The 20,432-nt window shown below is 75.1% G+C and carries 10 protein-coding genes; 8 read left to right on the forward strand and 2 right to left on the reverse strand.

Annotated features, from left to right (window positions below):
- The 7 genes from SM793_RS24245 to SM793_RS24275 form a co-directional block, all read left to right on the forward strand.
- A partial coding sequence (locus tag SM793_RS24245) for a condensation domain-containing protein (protein ID WP_320440399.1) occupies positions 1 to 4,608 on the forward strand: 4,608 nt, incomplete at its 5' end.
- A gap of 158 nt (positions 4,609 to 4,766) precedes the next feature.
- Positions 4,767 to 5,027, forward strand: coding sequence for a phosphopantetheine-binding protein (locus SM793_RS24250; protein WP_320440400.1), 261 nt, complete (start codon positions 4,767 to 4,769; stop codon positions 5,025 to 5,027).
- 163 nt (positions 5,028 to 5,190) lie between these two features.
- Positions 5,191 to 6,885, forward strand: a complete 1,695-nt coding sequence (locus SM793_RS24255) for a hypothetical protein (protein ID WP_320440401.1) — start codon at positions 5,191 to 5,193, stop codon at positions 6,883 to 6,885.
- A complete protein-coding gene (locus SM793_RS24260) occupies positions 6,882 to 12,044 on the forward strand; it encodes a non-ribosomal peptide synthetase (RefSeq protein ID WP_320440402.1) in 5,163 nt (1,720 codons plus the stop codon). The genes SM793_RS24255 and SM793_RS24260 overlap by 4 nt, the downstream gene beginning before the upstream one ends.
- On the forward strand, positions 12,041 to 14,767 hold the full coding sequence (locus SM793_RS24265; protein ID WP_320440403.1) for an amino acid adenylation domain-containing protein: 2,727 nt from the start codon (positions 12,041 to 12,043) through the stop codon (positions 14,765 to 14,767). The genes SM793_RS24260 and SM793_RS24265 overlap by 4 nt, the downstream gene beginning before the upstream one ends.
- Positions 14,768 to 14,800: 33 nt before the next feature.
- A complete protein-coding gene (locus SM793_RS24270; RefSeq protein ID WP_320440404.1) occupies positions 14,801 to 16,357 on the forward strand; it encodes an AMP-binding protein in 1,557 nt (518 codons plus the stop codon).
- Between the two features lie 31 nt (positions 16,358 to 16,388).
- Complete coding sequence (locus tag SM793_RS24275; RefSeq protein WP_320440405.1) at positions 16,389 to 17,381, forward strand: LLM class flavin-dependent oxidoreductase; 993 nt, start codon at positions 16,389 to 16,391, stop codon at positions 17,379 to 17,381.
- Between the two features lie 36 nt (positions 17,382 to 17,417).
- Here the strand turns inward: SM793_RS24275 and SM793_RS24280 are convergent, their stop codons facing one another.
- Positions 17,418 to 18,707, reverse strand: a complete 1,290-nt coding sequence (locus SM793_RS24280) for an MFS transporter (protein ID WP_320440406.1) — start codon at positions 18,705 to 18,707, stop codon at positions 17,418 to 17,420.
- 341 nt (positions 18,708 to 19,048) lie between these two features.
- Entirely contained in the window at positions 19,049 to 19,408 is a 360-nt protein-coding gene (locus SM793_RS24285) for a helix-turn-helix domain-containing protein (RefSeq protein ID WP_320440407.1), read from the reverse strand.
- Between the two features lie 53 nt (positions 19,409 to 19,461).
- Between SM793_RS24285 and SM793_RS24290 the strand changes: the two genes are divergently transcribed.
- Positions 19,462 to 20,349 carry an NAD(P)-dependent oxidoreductase gene (locus tag SM793_RS24290; protein WP_320440408.1) on the forward strand — a complete coding sequence of 296 codons (888 nt, stop codon included), beginning with the start codon at positions 19,462 to 19,464 and terminating at the stop codon, positions 20,347 to 20,349.
- Positions 20,350 to 20,432 lie beyond the last annotated feature (83 nt).

Raw genomic sequence — 20,432 nt, forward strand, 5'->3', positions numbered from 1 at the left:
ACCGGAGTGCCGGGCGCGGGCGGATTCCGCGAGCCCGTCACGGACACCGAACGCCGGCTGGCCGCGATGTGGCAGCAGACGCTCAAGATCGACCGCGTCGGCCTGGACGACAGCTTCTTCGCCCTCGGCGGCCACTCCTTCCTCGCCATCGAGCTGCTGACCCGCATCAAGGCCGAGTTCGACCGCTCGGTGGAGCCGTTCGAGCTGTTCCGCGGCCCGACCCTCGGCCACCTCGCCCACCTCGTCGACGCCGCGGCGCCCGGGGTGCGCGACGACGGCCCGGTGCCGGTGTCCCGCGACCAGGTGCTCGAACCGTCCTCCACCCAGCGCCGGCTGTGGACCCTGGCCCAGGTGCACGGCGCCGGCCTCCTCCACAACAGCGCCTTCCCGCTGCGCCTCGACGGCGACCTCGACGAGGCGGCGCTGCGCACGGCCGTCGCGGCCCTCGTCCGGCGCCACGAATCGCTGCGGACGACGATCGTCGAGGGCGGCGAGGGCGTGCCGGTGCTGCGCATCGTGGCCGACGCGGCCGACTGGGACAGCGAGGTGTTCCCGGCGACGGTGACCGTCCCCGACGGCCCCGACCGGGCCGGCGAGGCCGAGCGCCTGCTGCGCGACGCCGCCGAGGAGACCTTCGAACTCGACCGGGGCCCGCTGACCAGGTTCCGGCTGTTCGCGGCCGGCCCGACCACCCACTACCTGTCGATGGCCATGCACCACGCGGTCACCGACAACCGGTCCTGGGCCGTCATCGTGCGCGACCTGGCCCAGCTCTACCGCGCCGCCCGCTCGGGCGGCGGCCCGGAACTGCCGGAGCTGCGCGTGCAGTTCGCCGACTACGCGCACTGGCAGCAGGACTGGCTGACCGGCCCGGGCGGACGCGAGCACGAGGCCCGCTGGCGGGAGATCCTGCGGAACGCCCCGGCGGTCTCCTCGCTGCCGACCGACTTCCCGCACACCGGGGAGATCGGTTCGGACAGCGGCGTGGTGACCCGGCGCCTCGACGCCGGGCCGGCCGCCCGGCTGCGCGCCGCCGGACGCCGTCTGGAGGTGCCGCTGTTCAGCCTCGCGCTCACCGCCTTCCACCTGCTGGCCGCCCGCGCCGGCGGACGCGACGAGTTCGTGGTCGGCACCCTCAACGCCAACCGCGAGTACCCCGGACTGTCCGACATCGTGGGCGACTTCGCCGACCTGGTGCCGATCCGGCTGGCCGGAAGCGGCGAACTGACCGTCGCCGGCCGGGTCGCGGCCACCCATCAGGCGATCCTGGACGCCCGCTCCGTCCAGCGGCTGCCGTTCGAGAACATCGTCTCGGCGGTCCGTGCCGCACGCGTCCCCGGCCGCCAGCCGCTGTTCCAGACCCTGTTCAACTTCGTCGACGGCGACGACAGCCTGCCCGCCTTCGACGGTTTCACCCCGACCCAGCTGACCTGGCTCCGGGCCGGCACCGAGTTCGAGCTGCTGTTCAGCATCGACGCCGAGGGCGACGAGCTGCTGATCACGCTGGACTACCAGACCGGGCTGTACACGGCCGCCGGGGCCGCGGCGCTGCTGGACGCCTACGCCGCCATGCTGTCGGCGATCGCCGACGACGCCGGGGCGCGCAGCGGCGACCTCGCCTTCCCCGAGGACTGCCGGATCCCGCAGATCGCGCCCGGCACCGGCACCGAGCCGGAGTCCGGCTCCGCCGCCGCCCCCCGCACCGCCGTGGCGGCCAGCTTCACCGCCGAGGCGGGCGGCCCGGCCCTCGGGTTCTGGCTCGACCTGTTCGGCCAACCGGCCAAGGTCCCCTTCGCGCCGTACGCGCAGGTCGTACAGCAACTGCTCGACCCGGACGCCGCGTTCGGCACCGCCGGGGCCCCTGTCAACACCGTGCTGCTCCGCTGGGAGGACTCGGTCCGCCACCTCGGCCACGACCCGCGGGCCCTCGCCGGGGGCACCGACGGTCCGACCCGCCCCGACGGTCCGACCCGCGCCGACGGTCCGACCCGCGTCGAATCCGTCGTCCGCGACCTCGAAACGGCATTCGCCGACCTGCACGGCGCCCTGCTCAGCCACCGCGCCTGGTCCCGGACGCCGCTCCTGATAGCCGTCTGCCCGGCGTCGCCCGGCTGGTCGGCGGAACCGTGGGCCGCCCTGGGGCGCGGGCTGACCGCACGGCTGACCCGGCTCGCCGCGTCCATGGCCGACGTGCGCGTGCTCGACGTCGGACCCGTCGCCGACCGGTACCCGGTGGACCGGCGCGACGACGAGCACGCCGACCGGCTCGCGCACATGCCGTACACCCCGGAGTTCACCACCGTCCTGGCCACGGTCCTGGCCCGCGCCGTCCTGAGCACCGAACCGCGCGGCACCCTCGTGGTGGCCCCGGAGCGCCTGCTGGGGCTGCGCGTGGACGGCGGCACCGGGGCCGACGGCCACGGGTCCGCCGCGCTCGTCGCCCGGGCGCTGCGGCGGGCGGCCGACCAGGGCCGGGCGCTGGTGTTCACCGGCGCCGGGTCCGCCGTACGGCGGGCGCTCGCCGCCCGGCCGGACCTGCTGCCCGACCCGGACTCCGCCTCGTGGCTCGCCGGGGACACCACTGGGGACACCACCGCGGGCTCCACCGGGAACTCGGCCGGGGACTCCGCCGGGGACCTCGAGGCCCGGTTCGCGGAGGCGGTCACCGCCGGCACCGTCGACCCGGCCGACTGCGTCGTACTGGACCCGGATGCCGGACTCTGCGGGCGGCTCAACTCCCGCTTCCCGGGCGTCCTGGCGGTCGCCGTACCGCCGGACGCGGACGGCGCGCGCCAGGTCCTGGACCACCTGTGGGCCCTCGACGAGCCGCTGTTCCCGGTGGAGCGGGACACCGACGCCGCCGGCACCGTCCCCGGAACCGCCGGCACCGTCCCCGGAACCGCCGCGCCGGGCGTCGGAGCCGCCGCCGGACTGCGCATCCTGGCCGAACTGTCGGACGCGGCCGGCATCCACGCGGCCGTGGACCGGGCCCGCTGGCGGGTCTCCCGGGGCGAGTACGTCGAGCCGCGCTCCGACCGCGAACGGCAGCTGGCCGAGATCCTCGCCCGGCTGCTCGGCACCGACCGGGTCGGGCTCTCCGACAACTTCCTGGCGCTCGGCGGCGACTCGATGACCGCGATCCAGGTCGTCTCCCAGGCCGCCCGGCACGGCATCAGCCTGTCACCGCGAGCCGTCCTGGAGGCGGCCTCGGTCGCCGAACTGGCCGAGGCCGACGCGGCCCCGGCCGTCGTCGCCGACCAGGGACCGGTCGTCGGACCGGTCGCCCTGGCCCCGGCCCAGCGGTGGTTCTTCACCAACCCGGTCGGCACCACCGGCAACCCCGACTACTACAACCACCCGTACTATCTGACGGTCCGTCACGGTGTCACCGCCGACCACCTGGAGCGCGCGCTGCGGGTCCTGGTGGACCACCACGACGCGCTCCGGCTGCGCTTCGCCCGCGGCGCGGACGGCGAGTGGCGGCAGTGGTCGGAGCCCACCGGCATGGAGGTGCCGTTCGAGCGCGTCGACCTGACCGCGACCCCGGCCGGGGAGCGCGCCGCCCGGGCCGAGGAGCTGGCCACCGCGCTGCAGGGCAGCCTCGACCTGGAGCACGGACCTTCGCTGCGCGTGCTGCACCTGCACACCGACGGCGAGCCGGACCGGCTGCTGATCATGTGCCACCACCTGGTGGTGGACGGCATGTCCCGGGGCCTCGTGCTGGAGGACCTCACCACCCTCACCGAGCAGGCCGTCGCCGGGCAGCCGCTGCTGCTGCCGCCGAAGACCACGTCGTTCCGCGACTGGACCGACCGGATCGACGAGTACGCGGCCGGCGAGGAACTGCTCGCCGAGGTGCCGTTCTGGCTGGAGCAGGTCGCCCCCTTCCCGGAGGGCGCCCGCAGGCCGGCCGTACCGGTCGACCACCAGGGCGGCTCCCAGGAGATGGCCTACATGGAGACCGCCGAGGTACGGGTGAGCGCCGAGGAGACGGCCGCGGTGCAGCGGCTCGCCGTCGCGGCGCGGGCCAGCCTGTCGGACGCCGTCTTCGCGGCCTCGGCCGCGGTCCTGGCCGAGTGGACCGGCGCCGACTCCTGCCGGTTCGCGGTCGCCGGGCACGGGCGGCCGCAACGCTTCCCCGACCTCGACCTGGTCCGGACGGTGGGCTGGTTCCAGATCTACTTCCCGATCGGCATCGACGTCGGCGACACCGAGGGCATCGCCCTGGTGCAGTCGGTGCACCGTCAGCTGTCGGTCGTCCCCGACGCCGGCCTCGGCTACGCGGTGCTGGTCCACCAGCACGCCGACCCCGACCTGCGGGCCGCGCTGGCGGGGGGCGAGCAGCCCCGGTTCACCTTCAACTACATGGGCGAGTCCGGCTTCGAGCAGACCTCCGCACACACCACCCTGTTCGGGCACTGCCCCGACCCGGTCGGCCCGTGCCAGGACGGCGCCTGCACCTGGCCCTACCTGCTCGACCTGATGCCGGCCATCGTCGACGGCGCGCTGGTCCTGCAGATCTACTACCGGCGCAGCATCCACGACGCCGCGACCGTGCAGGCCCTCGGCGAGCGCATCGCCGACCGGTTCCGCGCCCTCGCCCGGTGACGGCGACCGTCCCTGCCGCTCCGCCGTCCGAGCCCTGTGACATCCCGAGCCCTGTGAAAGGTGGATCCGACCATGTCCTCCCGGCCCACGTGCCCCGACACCGGCACCGACACCGCGTCCCCGGTCCCGGCCCCGCGCACCCGACGGGCGGCCCGCTGATGGGCGCCGTCGAGCAGTCGACCGACCAGCTGACCGGCCTGGTCGCCGAGGTCCTGGGGGTGCCGGAGGCCGAACTGTCCGAGGACTCCGGGCCCGGCACCCACGCCGCCTGGACGAGCCTGAAGCACGTCGAGGTCGTGGTCGTGCTGGAGGAGCACTTCGAGGTGGCCTTCAGCAGCCGGGAGATCAAGGGCCACACCAGCATCGCCGCGCTGCGCGGTCTCCTGGCGTCCAAGGGAGTCCCGGGGGCGGCCCCGTGACCGCCACCCGCCCCGTACCGACGCCGACGCGCGCCGCCCCCACGGCCTCCCGCGGCCACCGTTGCCCCACTCCCTGACGGCGGTCCGTTCCCTCGCCGAGGTCAAGCAGGCCCTGGAGACCACCGGCATCCGGCCGGGTCCGGGCGCCGACGGAAGGACGATCATGCCTTTGCCCCTCATCGACGCCCCGGCCGACCTGCGTGCGCTGCGGGCCGCCCACCAGGCGGCCGAGCGCACCGAACCGCCCGGCGGACCGCGCGTCGGGATCATGGCCAGCTACACGGCCGACCCGCTGGTGCCCTATCTCGGCACGGCGCTCGGCGGGGCGTACGGCCGCCCGGCCTTCCACGTCGCGCCGTACAACCGGATCGTCCAGGAGTGCCTCGACCCGGACAGCGGCTCGGCCCGGGCGGGCCTGGACGTGCTGGTGGTCGCGCAGCGCCTGGAGGAACTGGAGGACGGCGCCTGGGCCACCGGGCTGCCGGCCGTCGCCGAGGTCGCGTACGAGGCCGCGGCCCGCTGGGGTGCCACGCTGGTCGTGGTGCTCCCCGGGCTGCCGGCGGCCGATCCGCTGGGCGTCGCGGGCGACTGCTGGTCCGACGGCCGCACCGCGTCCGCCGCGGCCGCCCGCGAGACCGTGCGCGCCGCGCTGGCCGACCGGCCGAACGTCCACCTGGTGGACCTCGAAGCGGTGCTGCGTTCGCTCGGCACCGGCCGGGCGCACCATCCGGCGCTGTACCAGTACGCGAAGGTCCCCTACCGCGAGGAGGTCTTCCACCACCTCGGGGCGCGGATCGCCCACGTCCTGCGGCTGCGGGCGGGCGACACCTGCCACGCCGCGGCGCTGGACCTCGGCGGCCTCGTCGACGCCGACGACGTCGACGGCCTGGGCGGTGTCCTGCGCTGGCTGTCCGCCGCCGGAGTGCCCTCGCACGCGCTCGGCGGTCCGGACGCGGTCACGGCGTGGCGGGAGCTCGTCGCCGCCGATCCGGCGGTTCCGGCCCTGCTGTCGGACTGGCGGTTCGACGACCGCGGACTCGACACCCAGGTGCGTGGTCTCGCCGCCGGACTCGGGCTGGCCGCACGGGACATCGCCCTGCTCCGGCGCCGGGAGGACCGGCTGACCGTCACCGTGCGGCCGGCCCGCGGCGGCCCCGCCGAGACGGTGGACCTGGGCACCGAGGCCGCGGCCTGGCCTTCGCTACTGGCCGCCGCCGGCGTCTTCGACCGCCTGCCGGTGCCCGGCGCGCCGGCCCGGACACCTCGACAAGGCGGCCCCGTCGGCCCCGGCGGCCCCGGCGGCGGGGACGGAGCCGCCGAGCAGCCCGCCGGCGCTCTGTCGCTGGCCTCCTTCATCGCCGGGCTCGGGGTCGAGACCGACTTCCGGCCGCCCCGGGGCGCCGACCTCGCCAAGATCAACGACATGCTCGTGGCCTCCAAGGAGTTCACCCTCGGAGTTCCGATGGCGCCCGCCGAGGTGGACGCGGCAGCCGCCGACGGCGACCGGGTCCTGCGGCTCGGACGGGTCCGGGACCGCCTCGGCGACCTCGGCCCCAGCGTCGTGCTGGCGCTGGCCAAGGACGGCTCGGACTGCGTCGTCGAGGCGTTCGTCATCTCCTGCCCGGCCATGGGCAAGGGGGTCGAAATCCAGGCGATGCGGGAGATCGCCGCGCACGCGCGGGCCATGGGGACCGACCGGATCGTCCTCGGCTACCGCGACACCGGCCGCAACCACGCGGCCATCGACTTCCTCCGTTCGCCCGCGGCGGGCGGCAGCACGGAGTCGCCCGACGGCGCGCCCCTGGACGTCCTCCTGCGCGCCGAGACCTCTGAGATGGGAGCCGTGATCACCTCATGACCGAGATGCCCACTCGGCCGGGCGCCCGCGCCGGCCGGTTCTCCGCCGAGAGCCTCCGGCGCGTCCACCAGGAGGCCGGACTCGCTCCGCTCGAAGCCGCCCCGGCGGCGGCGACGCGGACCGAGCGGCCGGACGCCGGACAGGAGGACATCTGGCTGTTCGACCTGACCACGCCCGAGGCCCGGGTGCACCAGCTCGCCCTGGTCGTCGACCTGACCGGGCCGCTCGACCCCGACACCGCGGCGAACGCCGTCCGGGCACTCGGCCGCCGCCACGAGGCGCTGCGCGCCCGCTTCCCGGCCGGGCCCGGCGGCACGCCGGTCATGGTGGTCGAACCCGCATTCACCGGGACGCTCGACCAGGTCGACCTGACCGAGCCCGGTGCGGACCCGACCGGCACCACGGCCGGGCCCGGGGCCGAGCAGCGCTGGGAGGCGCTCGCCGACCGCGAGACCCACCGGCCGTTCGACCTGGAGCACGGCCCGTTGGCCCGCTTCACCCTCGCCCGGGTGGCCGGACACCGGCACCGGCTGCTGGTCGTCGTGCACCACATCGTCGCCGACGGCCGGACGTTCCAGCTGTTCCACGGCGACCTGGTGGCGGCGCTGCGCGGCGAGGACCTGCCGACGCCGCCGCCGGCCCTGGCCGCGGCGGCCGACCGGAACCGCGCCGCCGCCGACGGGCCCGACACGGCCCGGCGACTGGACCTCCGCGTCGCCGAGCTGGCCGGCCTGCCGGCCGCCGCCGACCGCTGGCCGTCCTTCGGGCGCCCCGTCCAGGGCGACCCCTACGCCGCGGCGGTGCTCCCGGTCGAGGTGCCGGCCCGCCTGGCCGAAGCCGTCCGCGCGGTCGCGGCGGCGGAGCGCGCCACCCCGTTCATGGTCTGGCTCACCGCGCTGTCCGTCCTGCTGCAGCGCACCTCGGGCCACGGGGACGCGGTCGTCGGCACCGTCGTCGGCCGCCGCGACGCCGACTCCCGCGACACCGCCGGCTTCCTCGCCAATCAGGCCGCGCTGCGGGTCCGGCTGTCCTCCGCCGTGACCTGGCGCGATGCCCTGCGGGTGGCCCGCGAGGCGTCGCTGTCGGCCTTCGACGATGCCGACATCCCGTTCCGCCGCGTGGTCGAGCGGCTCGCCCCGGCCCGCCGGCCCGAGGTGCACCCGCTGTTCCAGGTGCTGCTCGGCGGCATCCAGCCGCTGGACCCGCCGACCGCCGCCGGCCCCCTGCTGGTCGAGGCGACCGAGCCGCTCCCCCGCCGCTCGCTGTACGACGTCGAACTGCAGCTCGCGGACCTGCCCACGGGCATGCGGGGCTACCTGCGCTACCGGACGGCGGTGCTGGACGCCGGCACCGCCGCCGCCGTCGCGGCCGGATTCGTCGGCCTGCTCGAGGCCCTGACCTCCTCCCCCGACAGCCCGACGGCCGCCGCGCCCTGGCCCGCCGAACTCGCCGACGCCGCCGAGGCCGCCAGGGCCGCCGCCGCCTCGGCCGGCGGCCGGGGCAGCGCGCCCGACGACCGCCCGGCCGCGGCCCGGAGCCGCGCCGACTCCCCCCGCCGGCAGCCGTCCGGCCCCACCCAGCTGCGCGTCGCCGCGGCCTGGCGCACCGTCCTGGAGCAGGCGCCGCCCGGCGTCGACGACGACTTCTTCGCCGTGGGCGGCCACTCGCTCAGCGCGGTCCGGGCCGCTTCCCTCCTGGCCTCCGAGTTCGGCCTGCCGATCACCGCCCGGGCCCTGTTCGACCATCCGACCGTCGCCCTGCTGTCCGCGTTCCTCGACGGCTGGGCCGCCGCCACCGCCGGGCGCGCCGACGCGCCCGGCACGGACGGGCCGGGCACGGACGCGCCCGTCGCGGTGGTCCGGCGCACGGAGGCGGGCGCGCCGCTGTCGGCGACCCAGCGGCGGATGTGGCTCCTGTCGCAGCTGTATCCCGACAACGCCGTCTACAACCTGTCCTACGCCTTCCGGATCGGCGGCGAACTCGACGCCGCCACCCTCGAAGCGGCGCTGGGCGACCTGGTCGCCCGCCACGAGGCCCTGCGCACCGTCATCGACGTCCACGACGAACAGCCCCGGCAGCGGGTGCTGCCCGCCCTCACCGTGGGCCTCGCCGTCGAACGGCCGGAGGACGCCGCCACCGGCGCCCCGGACGCCCCCGGCGCCCTCGCGGCCTGGGCCGCCGAGCGGGTCGACGCCGAGGCCCGGACGCCCTTCGACCTGTCCGCCGGCCCGCTGCTGCGGGCCCGCCTGATCGCGCCCGGCACCCCGTCGGCCGCCCTCGTGCTGACCGTGCACCACATCGTCTGCGACGGCTGGAGCCTGGAGCTGCTGTTCGCCGAACTGGCGGAGGCCTACACGGCCCGCGCCGGGAACCGCCCCGCCACCACGCCGGCGCCCGAGGTCCAGTTCCTGGACTTCGCCGCCTGGCAGTCCGAGCGGCTGACCGGCGCCCGCCGCGAGCGGCTCGCCGACTACTGGCGCGGCGAACTCGAGGGCGCCCCCACCCTCCTGGACCTCCCCACCGACCGGACCCGGCCCGCGCAGCGCCGGCCCGACGGGGCCGAGGTGGCCTTCGCCTGGCCCGCGGAGGTCGAGGAGCGGGTCACCGAGTTCACCCGGCGGCACGGCGTCACCGCCTACGCGACCCTGCTGGCCGCGTTCGCCTCGGTCGTCCACCGGCACACCGGCCGCGACGACATGATCATCGGCTCGCCCGTCGCCAACCGCGTCCGTCCGGAGTTCGCCAGGACCGTCGGCTGCTTCGTCAACCTGGTGCCGCTGCGCCTGCGCGTCGGCGCGGACACCACCTTCCTCGACCTGGCGCGCGCCGCCCACCGCACCATCAGCCAGGCGCAGGAGCACCAGGACTTCCCGTTCGAGGACCTCGTGACGCTGCTGCGCCCGGACCGGGACCCCAGCCACGACCCCGTCGTGCAGCTGCTGTTCGTCCTCCAGGACGTCGAGACCGCCCTCGGCCTGCCCGGCGCGGACCTCACCCCGCTGCCCGTGCACGGCGGCGGCGCGATCCAGGACCTGTCCGTCATCCTGGAACACGCCGGGGCGGGGGCCGGCGGCGGCTACCGCGGCACCGCCGAATTCAACACCGGCCTCTACGGCGCGGACACCGTGAGCCGCTTCCTCGGCCATCTGGGCACCCTGCTCCGGGCGGCGCTGGCCGCACCGGACACGGCCGTCGCCGACCTGGACCTGATGACCGCAGGCGAACTCGCCCAGCTGGACCGCTGGAACGACACCGGCCTGCCCGAGCCGCTGGCCGCGGACGTCCCGGCCCTGTTCGAGCGCTGGGCGGACCAGGAGCCCGAGCGGCTCGCCGTCGTCGGCGCCGAGGGCGAACTCAGCTACGCCGCACTCGAAGCGCGGGCCAACCGGCTCGCCCACCACCTCGCCGCGATCGGGGTCGGCCCCGGCACCGCCGTGGGCGTCGCGCTCGACCGCTGCCAGGACCTGCCGGTCGCCTTCCTCGGCGTACTCAAGGCCGGGGCGGCCTACGTGCCGCTGGACACCGCCTATCCGGCCGAACGGCTGGCCCTGATGATCGAGGACACCGGGATCAAGGCCCTGATCACCCGGACCGGCCGGACCGACCCGCCCGGCACCGACCGGCTGCCGGTGGTCCGACTGGGCGGTCCCGACGACCCGCTGGACCAGTACCCCGACATCCGCCCCGCCCGCAGCACCGGGCCGGCTGACCCGGCCTACATCGTCTTCACCTCCGGCTCCACCGGCCGGCCCAAGGGCGTCGTGCTGCACCACCGCGGCGTGGTCAACTCCGCCCACGCCGAGCTGGAGTTCATCGACCCGGACGCACCGGACACGGTGATCCAGTTCTCCTCGCCGAGCTTCGACGGCTCCGTCCTGGACTTCACGCTCGCGCTCGCGCACGGCGGACGGCTGTGCGTCGTGCCCCGCGACCGCATGCTGCCCGGCTCCGACCTGGCCGAGACCGTCCGCCGCTACGACGTGACGATGGCGTTCCTGCCGCCGTCGGCGCTCGCGGTGACGCGGCCGGAGGACGTGCCGGGACTGCGCACCATCCTGGTCGGCGGCGAGGCGTTCCCGCCGGAGCTGGGTCCGCTGTGGGCGCCGAACCGCCGGCTCGTCAACATCTACGGCCCCACCGAGATCACCATCTGGTGCACCCACGTCCGCCTGGACGGCGAACGCCGGCCGACCATCGGCACCTCCGTCGCCGGCACCACCGCGCACGTCCTGGACGAGCGGCTGCACCCCGTACCGGTCGGCGTACCCGGCGAGCTGTTCGTGGGCGGCATCGGGGTGGGGCTGGGCTACCTGCGCCGCCCCGAACTGACGGAGCAGCGGTTCCTGCCCGACCCGTTCACCTCCAGGCCCGGCGCACGCCTCTACCGCACCGGTGACCTGGTGCGCCGGCTGCCCGACGGCACCCTGGACTACCTGGGCCGGATCGACCGGCAGGTGAAGGTCCGCGGCCACCGGATCGAGCTGCCCGAGATCGAAGCCCGGCTGGAACGGCTCCCCGGCGTCGGCCGCGGCGTCGTCACGGCGCGCCGCAGCGATCCCGGGCCCGGGCCGCTGCGCCTGGTCGCCTACGTCTCGCCCGCCGCGCCGCTCACCGCCGCCGAACTGGACCCGTCCGCGCTGCGCCGCCGACTGGCGGAGTTCCTGCCGGAGTTCATGATTCCCGCGGTGATCGTGCCGCTGGCCGAGCTCCCGCTCAACAGCAACGGCAAGATCGACCACCTGAGGCTGCCGGAGCCGCCGCGCGACCGGAACGCCGGTGCGGCCCGGGTCGCCCCGGTGTCGCGGCTGGAACGGGAGATCGCGGCGGTCTGGTGCGACCTGCTCGGCCTCGACGCCGTCGGCACCCACGACAACTTCTTCGAGATCGGCGGCGACTCGCTGCTGCTGGCCCGGGCCAGGACCCGGTTGACGCAGGTACTGGAGCGGCCCGTCGCCGCCCTGCTGCTCTTCACCCATCCGACCGTGCACGACCTGGCCACCGCGCTCTCCGAGGACACCCCCCGGGCCGCGGCCCCGGCCGCGGCGGCCAACCCGACCGCCACGGCCCGACCGGCCGGGTCCGGAGCGCGGAGCGCCCTGCTGGCGAGGTCGCGACGCGCCACCGCCGGCCGCGACAACGAAGGGAACGGGACCCGATGACCGCCACACCGTCGAGCGCCACACCGTCGAGGACCACTCCGTCGAGGACCACCGCGTCGAGGACCACGCCGGTCGACCCGGCGGCGGCGCCGGCCTCCGCCACCGCGCGCGCCGCGCTGCTCGACCGGCTCCGGGACGCACCGCCCGCCACCGGCTGGCCCGCCGACCGGAGCGTGCCGGTCCCGCCGCTCGAACAGCCGCGTCAGAGGCTGGTGTTCGAGATCCCGGCCGACCTCGCCGACGGCCTCGCGGCCACCGCCCGGGAGCAGGGCGTCCCGGTACTCGCCACCCTGGCCGCCGGGCTGCGGGCGCTGCTGTACCGGGTCGCCTCGCCCTGGGAGAACACCGGGGTCGAGGAGGTCGTGGTCGGCGCCGGAGCCAACGGCTCGTGGGCGCCACTGCGGGGCCGGGTCGACCCGGACGCCGCGTTCGCGGACCTCGCCTCGGGCGCCGCCGGAGAGCTGCGGCACGTGGCCGGCGGGGAGTTCGCGATCGGCGAGCCGGACGGCACCGCCGTCGCGGACCGCTGCCGGGCGGCGGTCCTGCTCGGCAGCGGGGACCTCCCGCTGGACCTCGTGTTCGCCGTCGACCCGGAGGACGCCCGCCGCGGCTCGCTGACGTACGACGGCCTGCGCCACGGGCCGGACACGGCCGAACGCGTCGTCGCGGGCTACCTGGAGCTGCTGCGCGCGGCGGTCCGCGACCCGCGGACGCCGATCGGCCTGCTGCCCCTGGTTCCGTCGCGGACCCCGTCGGCCCCCGTCCCTGCGGGCGCCGACGCCGACGCCTCGCCCGAGGCCGACGCGTGGGACATCACCGCGCACGAGCTGTTCGACCGCACCGCCGCCCGGCACCCCGACGCCCCGGCGCTGCGCTGGGACGGCGGCGAGCTGACCTACGCGGAGCTGCGGGCCGCCGCCGACCGGTGCGCCGACCGGATCGGCACCGCCCGGGTCGTCGCGCTCTCCGGACCGCGCTGCCCCGAGCTGATCGTCGCCCTGCTGGCGATCCTCAAGAGCGGCGCCGGCTATGTGCCGCTCGACTCGGCCTACCCCCGCGAGCGCCTCGACCACATGCTCGCCGACAGCGGCGCCGAGGTCCTGATCGGCCCGGCCGGGATCGACGGCGACCTCACCGTTCCCGAGGGCGTCCGCGTGATCGACCTGTACGGGATGCCGGTCGACGCCCCGGCATCCCCGGCCGGGCCGGTGGTCCCGCGCACCGCGAGCACCACCGCGGACCTCTGCTACGTCATCTACACCTCCGGCTCCACCGGTGTGCCCAAGGGCGTCGCCATGCCGCACCGGCCGCTGGCGGCCCTGCTGGACTGGCAGTCCCGGCACTCGGAGGCCGGCCCCGGCTGGAACACCCTCCAGTTCGCGGCGTTCAGCTTCGACGGCGCCTTCCAGGAGATGTTCGCCACCTGGGGAACGGGCGGCACCCTGGTGCTGATCACCGACGACGTCCGCCGCGACCCGGACCGGCTGGTCGACTGGCTGAGCGAGCGGAGCGTGCACCGGCTGGTGCTGCCCTTCGTCGCCCTCCAGCAGCTCGCCGAGGCGTCCTCGCGCCTCGGCCGCTACCCCTCGGCCCTGCGCGAGGTCATCACGGCGGGCGAGCAACTGCTCGTCAGCCCCCTGGTGCGCGAGTTCTTCCGGCACACCGGCGCCTCGCTGGAGAACCAGTACGGCCCCTCGGAGACCCATGTCGTCACGGCCGAGCGCCTGCCCGCCGACCCGGCCGACTGGCCGGAGCTTCCCGCGATCGGACATCCGATCGACCGCGCGGTGGTGGAGATCCTCGACGCCCGGCTGCAACCCCTCCCGGACGGCGTGCCCGGCGAGATCTGCGTCTCCGGCGTGCCGCTGGCCGACGGCTACCTGGGCCGGCCCGAGCTGACCGCCGAACGCTTCGTGGTCCGCGAGCCGGCCGGCGCCGCGGCGGCCCCGGACCGGATCTACCGGACCGGCGACTTCGGAACCCGGCTGCCGGACGGCCGGATCCACTACTTCGGCCGCCGGGACGGGCAGATCAAGGTCCGCGGCTTCCGGGTCGAACTCGGCGAGGTCGAGGCGCAGGTCCTGGCCCAGCAGGGGCTGGCCGACGCCGTCGTCGTCGTGCGGGACGGGGCGACGGAGAAGCAGCTCATCGCCTACTACCGCCTCACCGAGGGCCACGACGTCCCGCCGCGGACGCTGCGCGCCGAGCTGGCGCGGACCCTGCCCGGGTACATGGTGCCGTTCGCCTGCGTCGCCGTCACCGCCCTGCCGCTGACCCCCAGCGGCAAGGCCGACCGGCTCACGCTGGCCGGGCGGCCGCTGCCGCAGGATCTCGACGCCGCGTACGAGGCCGTGCTCCGGGAGCGCGGCCCGGCCGGGGCCGCAGCCGCCCCGCCCTCACCCTCCGCCGACGCCCCGCCCTCACCCTCCGCCGACGCCTCCGCCTCGCCGTTCGCGGAGCTGCTGGTCGAGCTCTGGGCCGACGCCCTGGCCCGCGACACCATCGGCGTCCACACCGACCTGTTCGCCCTCGGCGCCGAATCGGTCACCGCGCTGAAGGTCGCCTCGCAGCTGACGGAGGCCTTCCGCCTGACCGTCCCCCCGAGCATGCTGTTCGACCGCCCGACCGCGGCCGGGCAGGCCGCGTGGTTCACCGCCCGCGACGCCGCGAACGACGGCCGCCTGTCCGGCATCGCGCGGCTGCTCCTCGCCTACGAAGCCTGAGACCGCCTCCACTCCCCGACCCGGAAGGCCGACATGGAAGACCGCACCAGCACCCTCCACACCCTCCACGACGTCTTCGCCGCCACCGCTCGGCGCCACCCCGAGCTGCCCGCCGTCGAACTGTCCGCGTCGTCGATCGGCTACGCCGAACTGGAGCGCGCGGCCGAGGCCCTGGCCGAGCGCCTCACCGCCGAACACGGCCGGGTCCGCTCGGTGGCCCTGCTGGCCGCGCGCAGCGGCGTCGCCTACGGCGGCTACCTCGCGGCGCAGCGCCTGGGCGCGCAGGTCGTGCCGCTGAACCTCAAGTACCCGCCGCGGCGCAACAGCGCCATCTGCGAGCTGGCCGACGTCGATGTGGTCATCGCCGACGCGGCCGGGCAGCAGTGGCTCGAGCACTGCCCCGCCGGCACCCGCCCGGCCCGGCCGGTGCTGGGGCTCACCGACCAGGAACTCCTGGCCGCCCGCCCTGACGGTTCGCTGCCGGCGCCGTCCGCCGGCCCCGACGACATCGCCTACCTGCTGTTCACCTCCGGCTCCACCGGGCGCCCCAAGGGCGTGCCGATCCGGCACCGCAACGTCCTGGCCTTCCTGGAGCACGCCGTCCCCCGCTTCGAGGTCGGTCCTGGCTGCCGCACCTCGCACACCTTCGACCTGACCTTCGACCTCTCGGTGTACGACCTCTTCGTCACCTGGGCCGGCGGTGCGACGCTGGTCGTGCCCGACGCGGCAGAACTGCTGAGCCCCGTCGACTACGTCATCGACCGGCGGCTCACGCACTGGTTCTCGGTGCCGTCCGCGGTCTCGGCCGCCGCCGGGCTCGGCGGGCTGCCCGACGGGCGGGGCACCGGGCTGCGCCACAGCGTGTTCTGCGGCGAGCAGTTCACCTACGCGCAGGCCGAGGAGTGGCACGCGTTCGCCCCCGCGTCGGTCCTGACGAACATCTACGGTCCGACCGAACTGACCCTGGCGTGCACGGAGTTCCGGCTCCCGGCGGAGCGCGGGGACTGGCCGGAGACGGTGAACGACACGGTGCCGGTCGGAACCCTCTTCCCGGGCCTGGAGCACACCGTCACCGACAGCGGCGAGCTGTGCGTCCGGGGTCCGCAGCGCTTCGACGGCTACCTGGACCCGCGCGACAACACCAACCGCTTCCTCGGCCTGCCCGGCTTCCCCGGCCCGGACGGCGGTGCGCCGGGCGAGGAGCACTACTACCGGACCGGCGACCGGGTCCGCACCGAGGACGACGGCACGCTCGTCCACCTCGGCCGCCTCGACAACCAGGTCAAGATCCGCGGCTACCGGGTCGAGCTCGGCGAGTTCGAGACGCTGCTGCGCCGCCGTCCCGGCATCCGGGAGGCCGTCGTGGTGCCGGTGCGGCAGGGCGACACCACCGAGCTGATGGCCTGCTACACCGGCGAACCCGCCCGCGAGGCCGACCTCCGCCGCGCCCTCGCCGCGAGCCTGCCGGTCCACCTGGTGCCGAACGTGTTCCTGCACGTGGAGTCCCTGCCGCTCAACCCCAACGGCAAGACCGACCGCGCCGTCGTGGCGAAGCTCGTCGCCGAGCACGCCGCGATCACGCGGCCCTGAACCCCCGACCGTCGAAGAGAGGACACCAACCGTGCTGACCGTCTACACCACGATGCCCTCCTGGCACGACCGAACACCGCAGGAGTACCGCCGCCGGGTCGTCGACGTGGCCCGCTGGACGGAGGGGGCGGGCTTCCGAGGCGCACTGATCTACACCGACAACACCCTCGTCGACGCCTGGGCGGCGGCGCAGATCGCCGTCGACAACACCGAGCGGTTCGTCCCCCTGGTCGCCGTCAACCCCCTGGACACCCACCCGTTCGCGGTCGCCAAGACGATCAGCACCCTGGCGTTCCTCCACGGGCGACAGGTCGACCTGAACCTGGTCACCGGCGGGTTCTCCAAGCACCTGAGCGAACTGGGGTGCGAGCTGGGGCACCGGGAGCGCTACGACCGGCTGGTCGAGTACGGCGAGGTCGTCAGGCAGCTGACGGCGGCCCCGACGGCGGTGACGTACACCGGGAAGTACTACGCCCTGGACGCCGCCACCCTCAGCCCGCCGGCCGACCCCGCCCTGGCACCTGGCCTCTTCGTGTCCGGGGCCTCCGACGACTGCCGCGACGCCGCCCGGGTGCTCGACGTCGGCCGGCTGTGCTACCCCCACCAGATCGACACCTACCAGGGCGACAAGCCGCTCGCCGGCTGCGGCATACGCCTCGGCGTCATCGCCCGCGACGACGCCGCCGAGGCCTGGCGGACCGCCAACGAGCGCTTCCCCTCGGACGCCTCCGGCGAGAAGCTCCACGAGTGGGCCGTCGGCCGGATCGAGTCCCACTGGCACCTGAAGCTCTCCCGCGACGCCCTCCGCTCCCACCAGCCGAACGGCGTCTACTGGCTCTACCCGTTCCGCGCCTACCGCACCTTCTGCCCGTACCTGGTCGGCACCTACGCCGACGTCGGCGCGATGCTCCGGCGCTACATCGCGCTCGGTGTGACCACCGTGATCCTGGACGAAGTGGTCGAGCACGAGGACCTGCACCACACCGCACTCGCCCTGGACCACGCCTACGCGAACGCCGGCTGACCGCAACGGTGGAACTCCGGACGGGAGGACTCCCCGTCATTCGGACGGCTGCGCCGGGAAGGCGCGCAGCACCCGGACGTCCCTGGTCAGAACCAACGGCAGGCAGGAGAGGAGCCCGATACCGGCGATCAGCCACAGGGTGCGGCGGGTCCCGATGGCGGAGGCCAGGTAGCCTCCGGCCATCGCGCCGACCGGCAGGGTGCCCCAGACGGCGAACCGGACGGAGGCATTCATCCGGGCCAGCATGCCGGTGGGCGTGACGGCCTGGCGGAGGCTGACCTGTGCGATGTTGTAGACCGTGATGCCGCACGCCATGATGCCGGTAGCCACGATCAGGGTGGGAACGGCGCGGGTCGGCGCCGCCGTCGTCAGGACCACGACGGCGATGCCCGACATCGACTTGGCCGCGATCAGGACCCTGCCGAGACCGGCGAGTTCGACGATCCGACCGCCGAGCACGGCGCCCAGCAGCGCACCGCAGTTGCCCACGGTCAGGGCAAGGCCGAGTTCTCCTGGAGAGAGCCCGAGGTCGCGCAGGGCGAAGGCGGTCAGCACGACCCCCAGCGCACCGCCCAGTCCCACAAGATTGCTCGTCCCGGTCGCGAGGGCCAGGGACCGCAGCGTCCGATGGCGGAAGACGAACCGCAGGCCCTCGGCGATCTGCGTACGCATCCCGGTCTTCGCCCGAGGTTCCGGCGCCTCGGCGCGAGGCGGCCGGACGAGGCCCAGCAGGAACGCGGAGACCAGATAACTCACCGCGTTGACCACCAGGATCAGCGGGGCGGTGACCGACTGCAGGAGCAGGCCGCCGAGGCTGGGGCCGGCCAGTTCCGCGGCCGAGCGGGAGAACTCCAGCCTGCTGTTGCCGTCCGGGGTCTGCTCCCGGGACACGACGGTCGGCAGGAAGGCCTGATCCGCGATGTCGAAGAACACCGTGAACAGCCCGATGGCGAATCCGACCGCGCAGAGCAGGGGAACGCTCAACAGCCCGGCGAAGTGGCCGGCCGGCAGCAGCCCGATGGCCGCGGCCCGCCCGATATCGGCCGTCACCATCACACGCCGACGGTCCCACCGGTCGAGCAGCGCACCCGCCGGAAGCCCGACCAGGAGGAACGGCAAGGTCTCCATCGCCGATATGAGGCCGAGTTGGCCCGTCGACGCCGAGAGGGTCGTCAGCGCGAGCACGGGGATGACGAAGAACGTGATCTGAGTGCCGAACTGGCTGACGGTATGAGCCGACCACATGGCCCGGAAGTCGCGCTGCCGCCAGACGCTGACCGGCCGGGCGGTGGCGACCGCCGGGGTGGGTTCGGAGTCGACGTTCACGGTCCCTCGTTCCTGATCGGTGATCGCGGCAGACCTACCGGGCCACCGTCGGACGTTCCCGCAGCGGTCACGCCCGCGTGCCGGTCCCGGCACCTACGGCGAGCCCCGGTGTCGGCATCGGCACGCCAACCGGGCCGCTGTTCCCCGGTGTTGTACACCACCACGTAGTTCGCACTCATATCGACCGGCCTTTCCCGGCCACGGCCATGACGAGAACGCCGTTCGCGGCCACGGAGCGGCCGGGTCGGTTCGGTGGCCACCTTTTTGTGGGTACTGGGCAGGGGCGGGCGGGGCGACGAGACTTGGCAGCGGGAAGGGACGGAAGGAGAAGGCGCGGCGGGTCAGGAGGCCGACGGAGTGGCCTGTGCGGCCGTCATGCGGTCGAGGCGCTCGTGGCCCAGGTCCGAGACCGGGCCGAGGGCGTCGGAGAGCCGGCGGCCGAAGTCGGTCAGGGAGTAGACCGTCTTCAGCGGAAGGACGTCGTACACCTCGCGGTGCACCAGGCCGTCGGACTCCATCTCGCGCAGGGCCTGGGTGAGGACCTTCTCGCTGAGGCCGGGGAGGCGTCGGCGGATCTCGGCGGGGCGCTGCGGGCCGGCCTCCAGCAGCCAGAGCAGGGACGTCTTCCACTTGCCGTCGATCACGGCGATGGCGGCGGTCACCCCGCACACGTTCGGGTCCGCGGCCTGACTGCGCGTCATCTCTTCCCCCCGGGTCAGTCGTTGTCCACCACCATGTCTACAGGAGATGAAGTATGCCCACCAACCACACCCCGCCCACCGTCACCGTGCTCGGCCTCGGGCCGATGGGGCGCGCGCTGGCCGGTGCCTTCGTGGACGCCGGTGTCCGCACCACGGTCTGGAACCGCACCCCGGGGCGGGAGACCGCGCTGGTCACCCAGGGCGCGGTGAGCGCGGCCACGGCCGAGGAGGCCGTGGCCGCGAGTGAGCTGACGGTCGTCTGCGTGGTGAACTACGACGCCGCGGACGCCGTACTGCGCCGCGAGGAGGTCGGGGCCGCGCTGCGGGGCCGGGCGGTGGTCAACCTGACCGCGGACTCGCCGGACCGGGCCCGGTCCACGGCCGCGTGGGCGGCGGAGCACGGCGTCGGGTACCTGGACGGGGCGATCATGACGCCGGCGCCGAGCATCGGCACGGCGGAGGCCGTTTTCCTCCACAGCGGGCCGGCCGACCTCTACGAGCGGTACGCGCCGGTGCTGGCGGCGCTCGGCGGCACCCACACCCACCTCGGCGAGGAGATCGGCCGGGCGGCCGGCTTCGACATCGCGCTGCTGGACATCTTCTGGACAGCGATGGCCGGGTACGTGCACGCGCTGGCGCTGGCCGGGGCGGAGGGGATCAGCGGGCGGGAGCTGGCGCCGTTCGCCCGGGGGATCGGTGCGATCCTGCCCCCGCTGTTCACGGAGTTCGCCGAGGACTTCGACAGCGGCAGCTACTCGGGCGCGATCAACCCGCTCACCTCGGGGGTCTCCACGATGGCCCACGTCGTGCACACCGCGGAGTCGCACGGCATCGAGTCCGGGGTGATGCGCGCCGCCGAGGGCCTGGTCCGCCGGACCATCGCCCTCGGTCACGGCGAGGACGGGGTGAGCCGCCTGGCCGAGGTGCTGGGCCGCCGCTGAACCCCGGTACTCCCCCGCGGCCATCGGAGAGGCCGCCGGCAGCCAACGGCCGGCCGGCGGCCTTTCCGATGGCCGGATCTGCG

This window comes from Kitasatospora purpeofusca (assembly GCF_034043715.1).
In the GTDB taxonomy this organism is placed as follows: domain Bacteria; phylum Actinomycetota; class Actinomycetes; order Streptomycetales; family Streptomycetaceae; genus Kitasatospora; species Kitasatospora purpeofusca_A.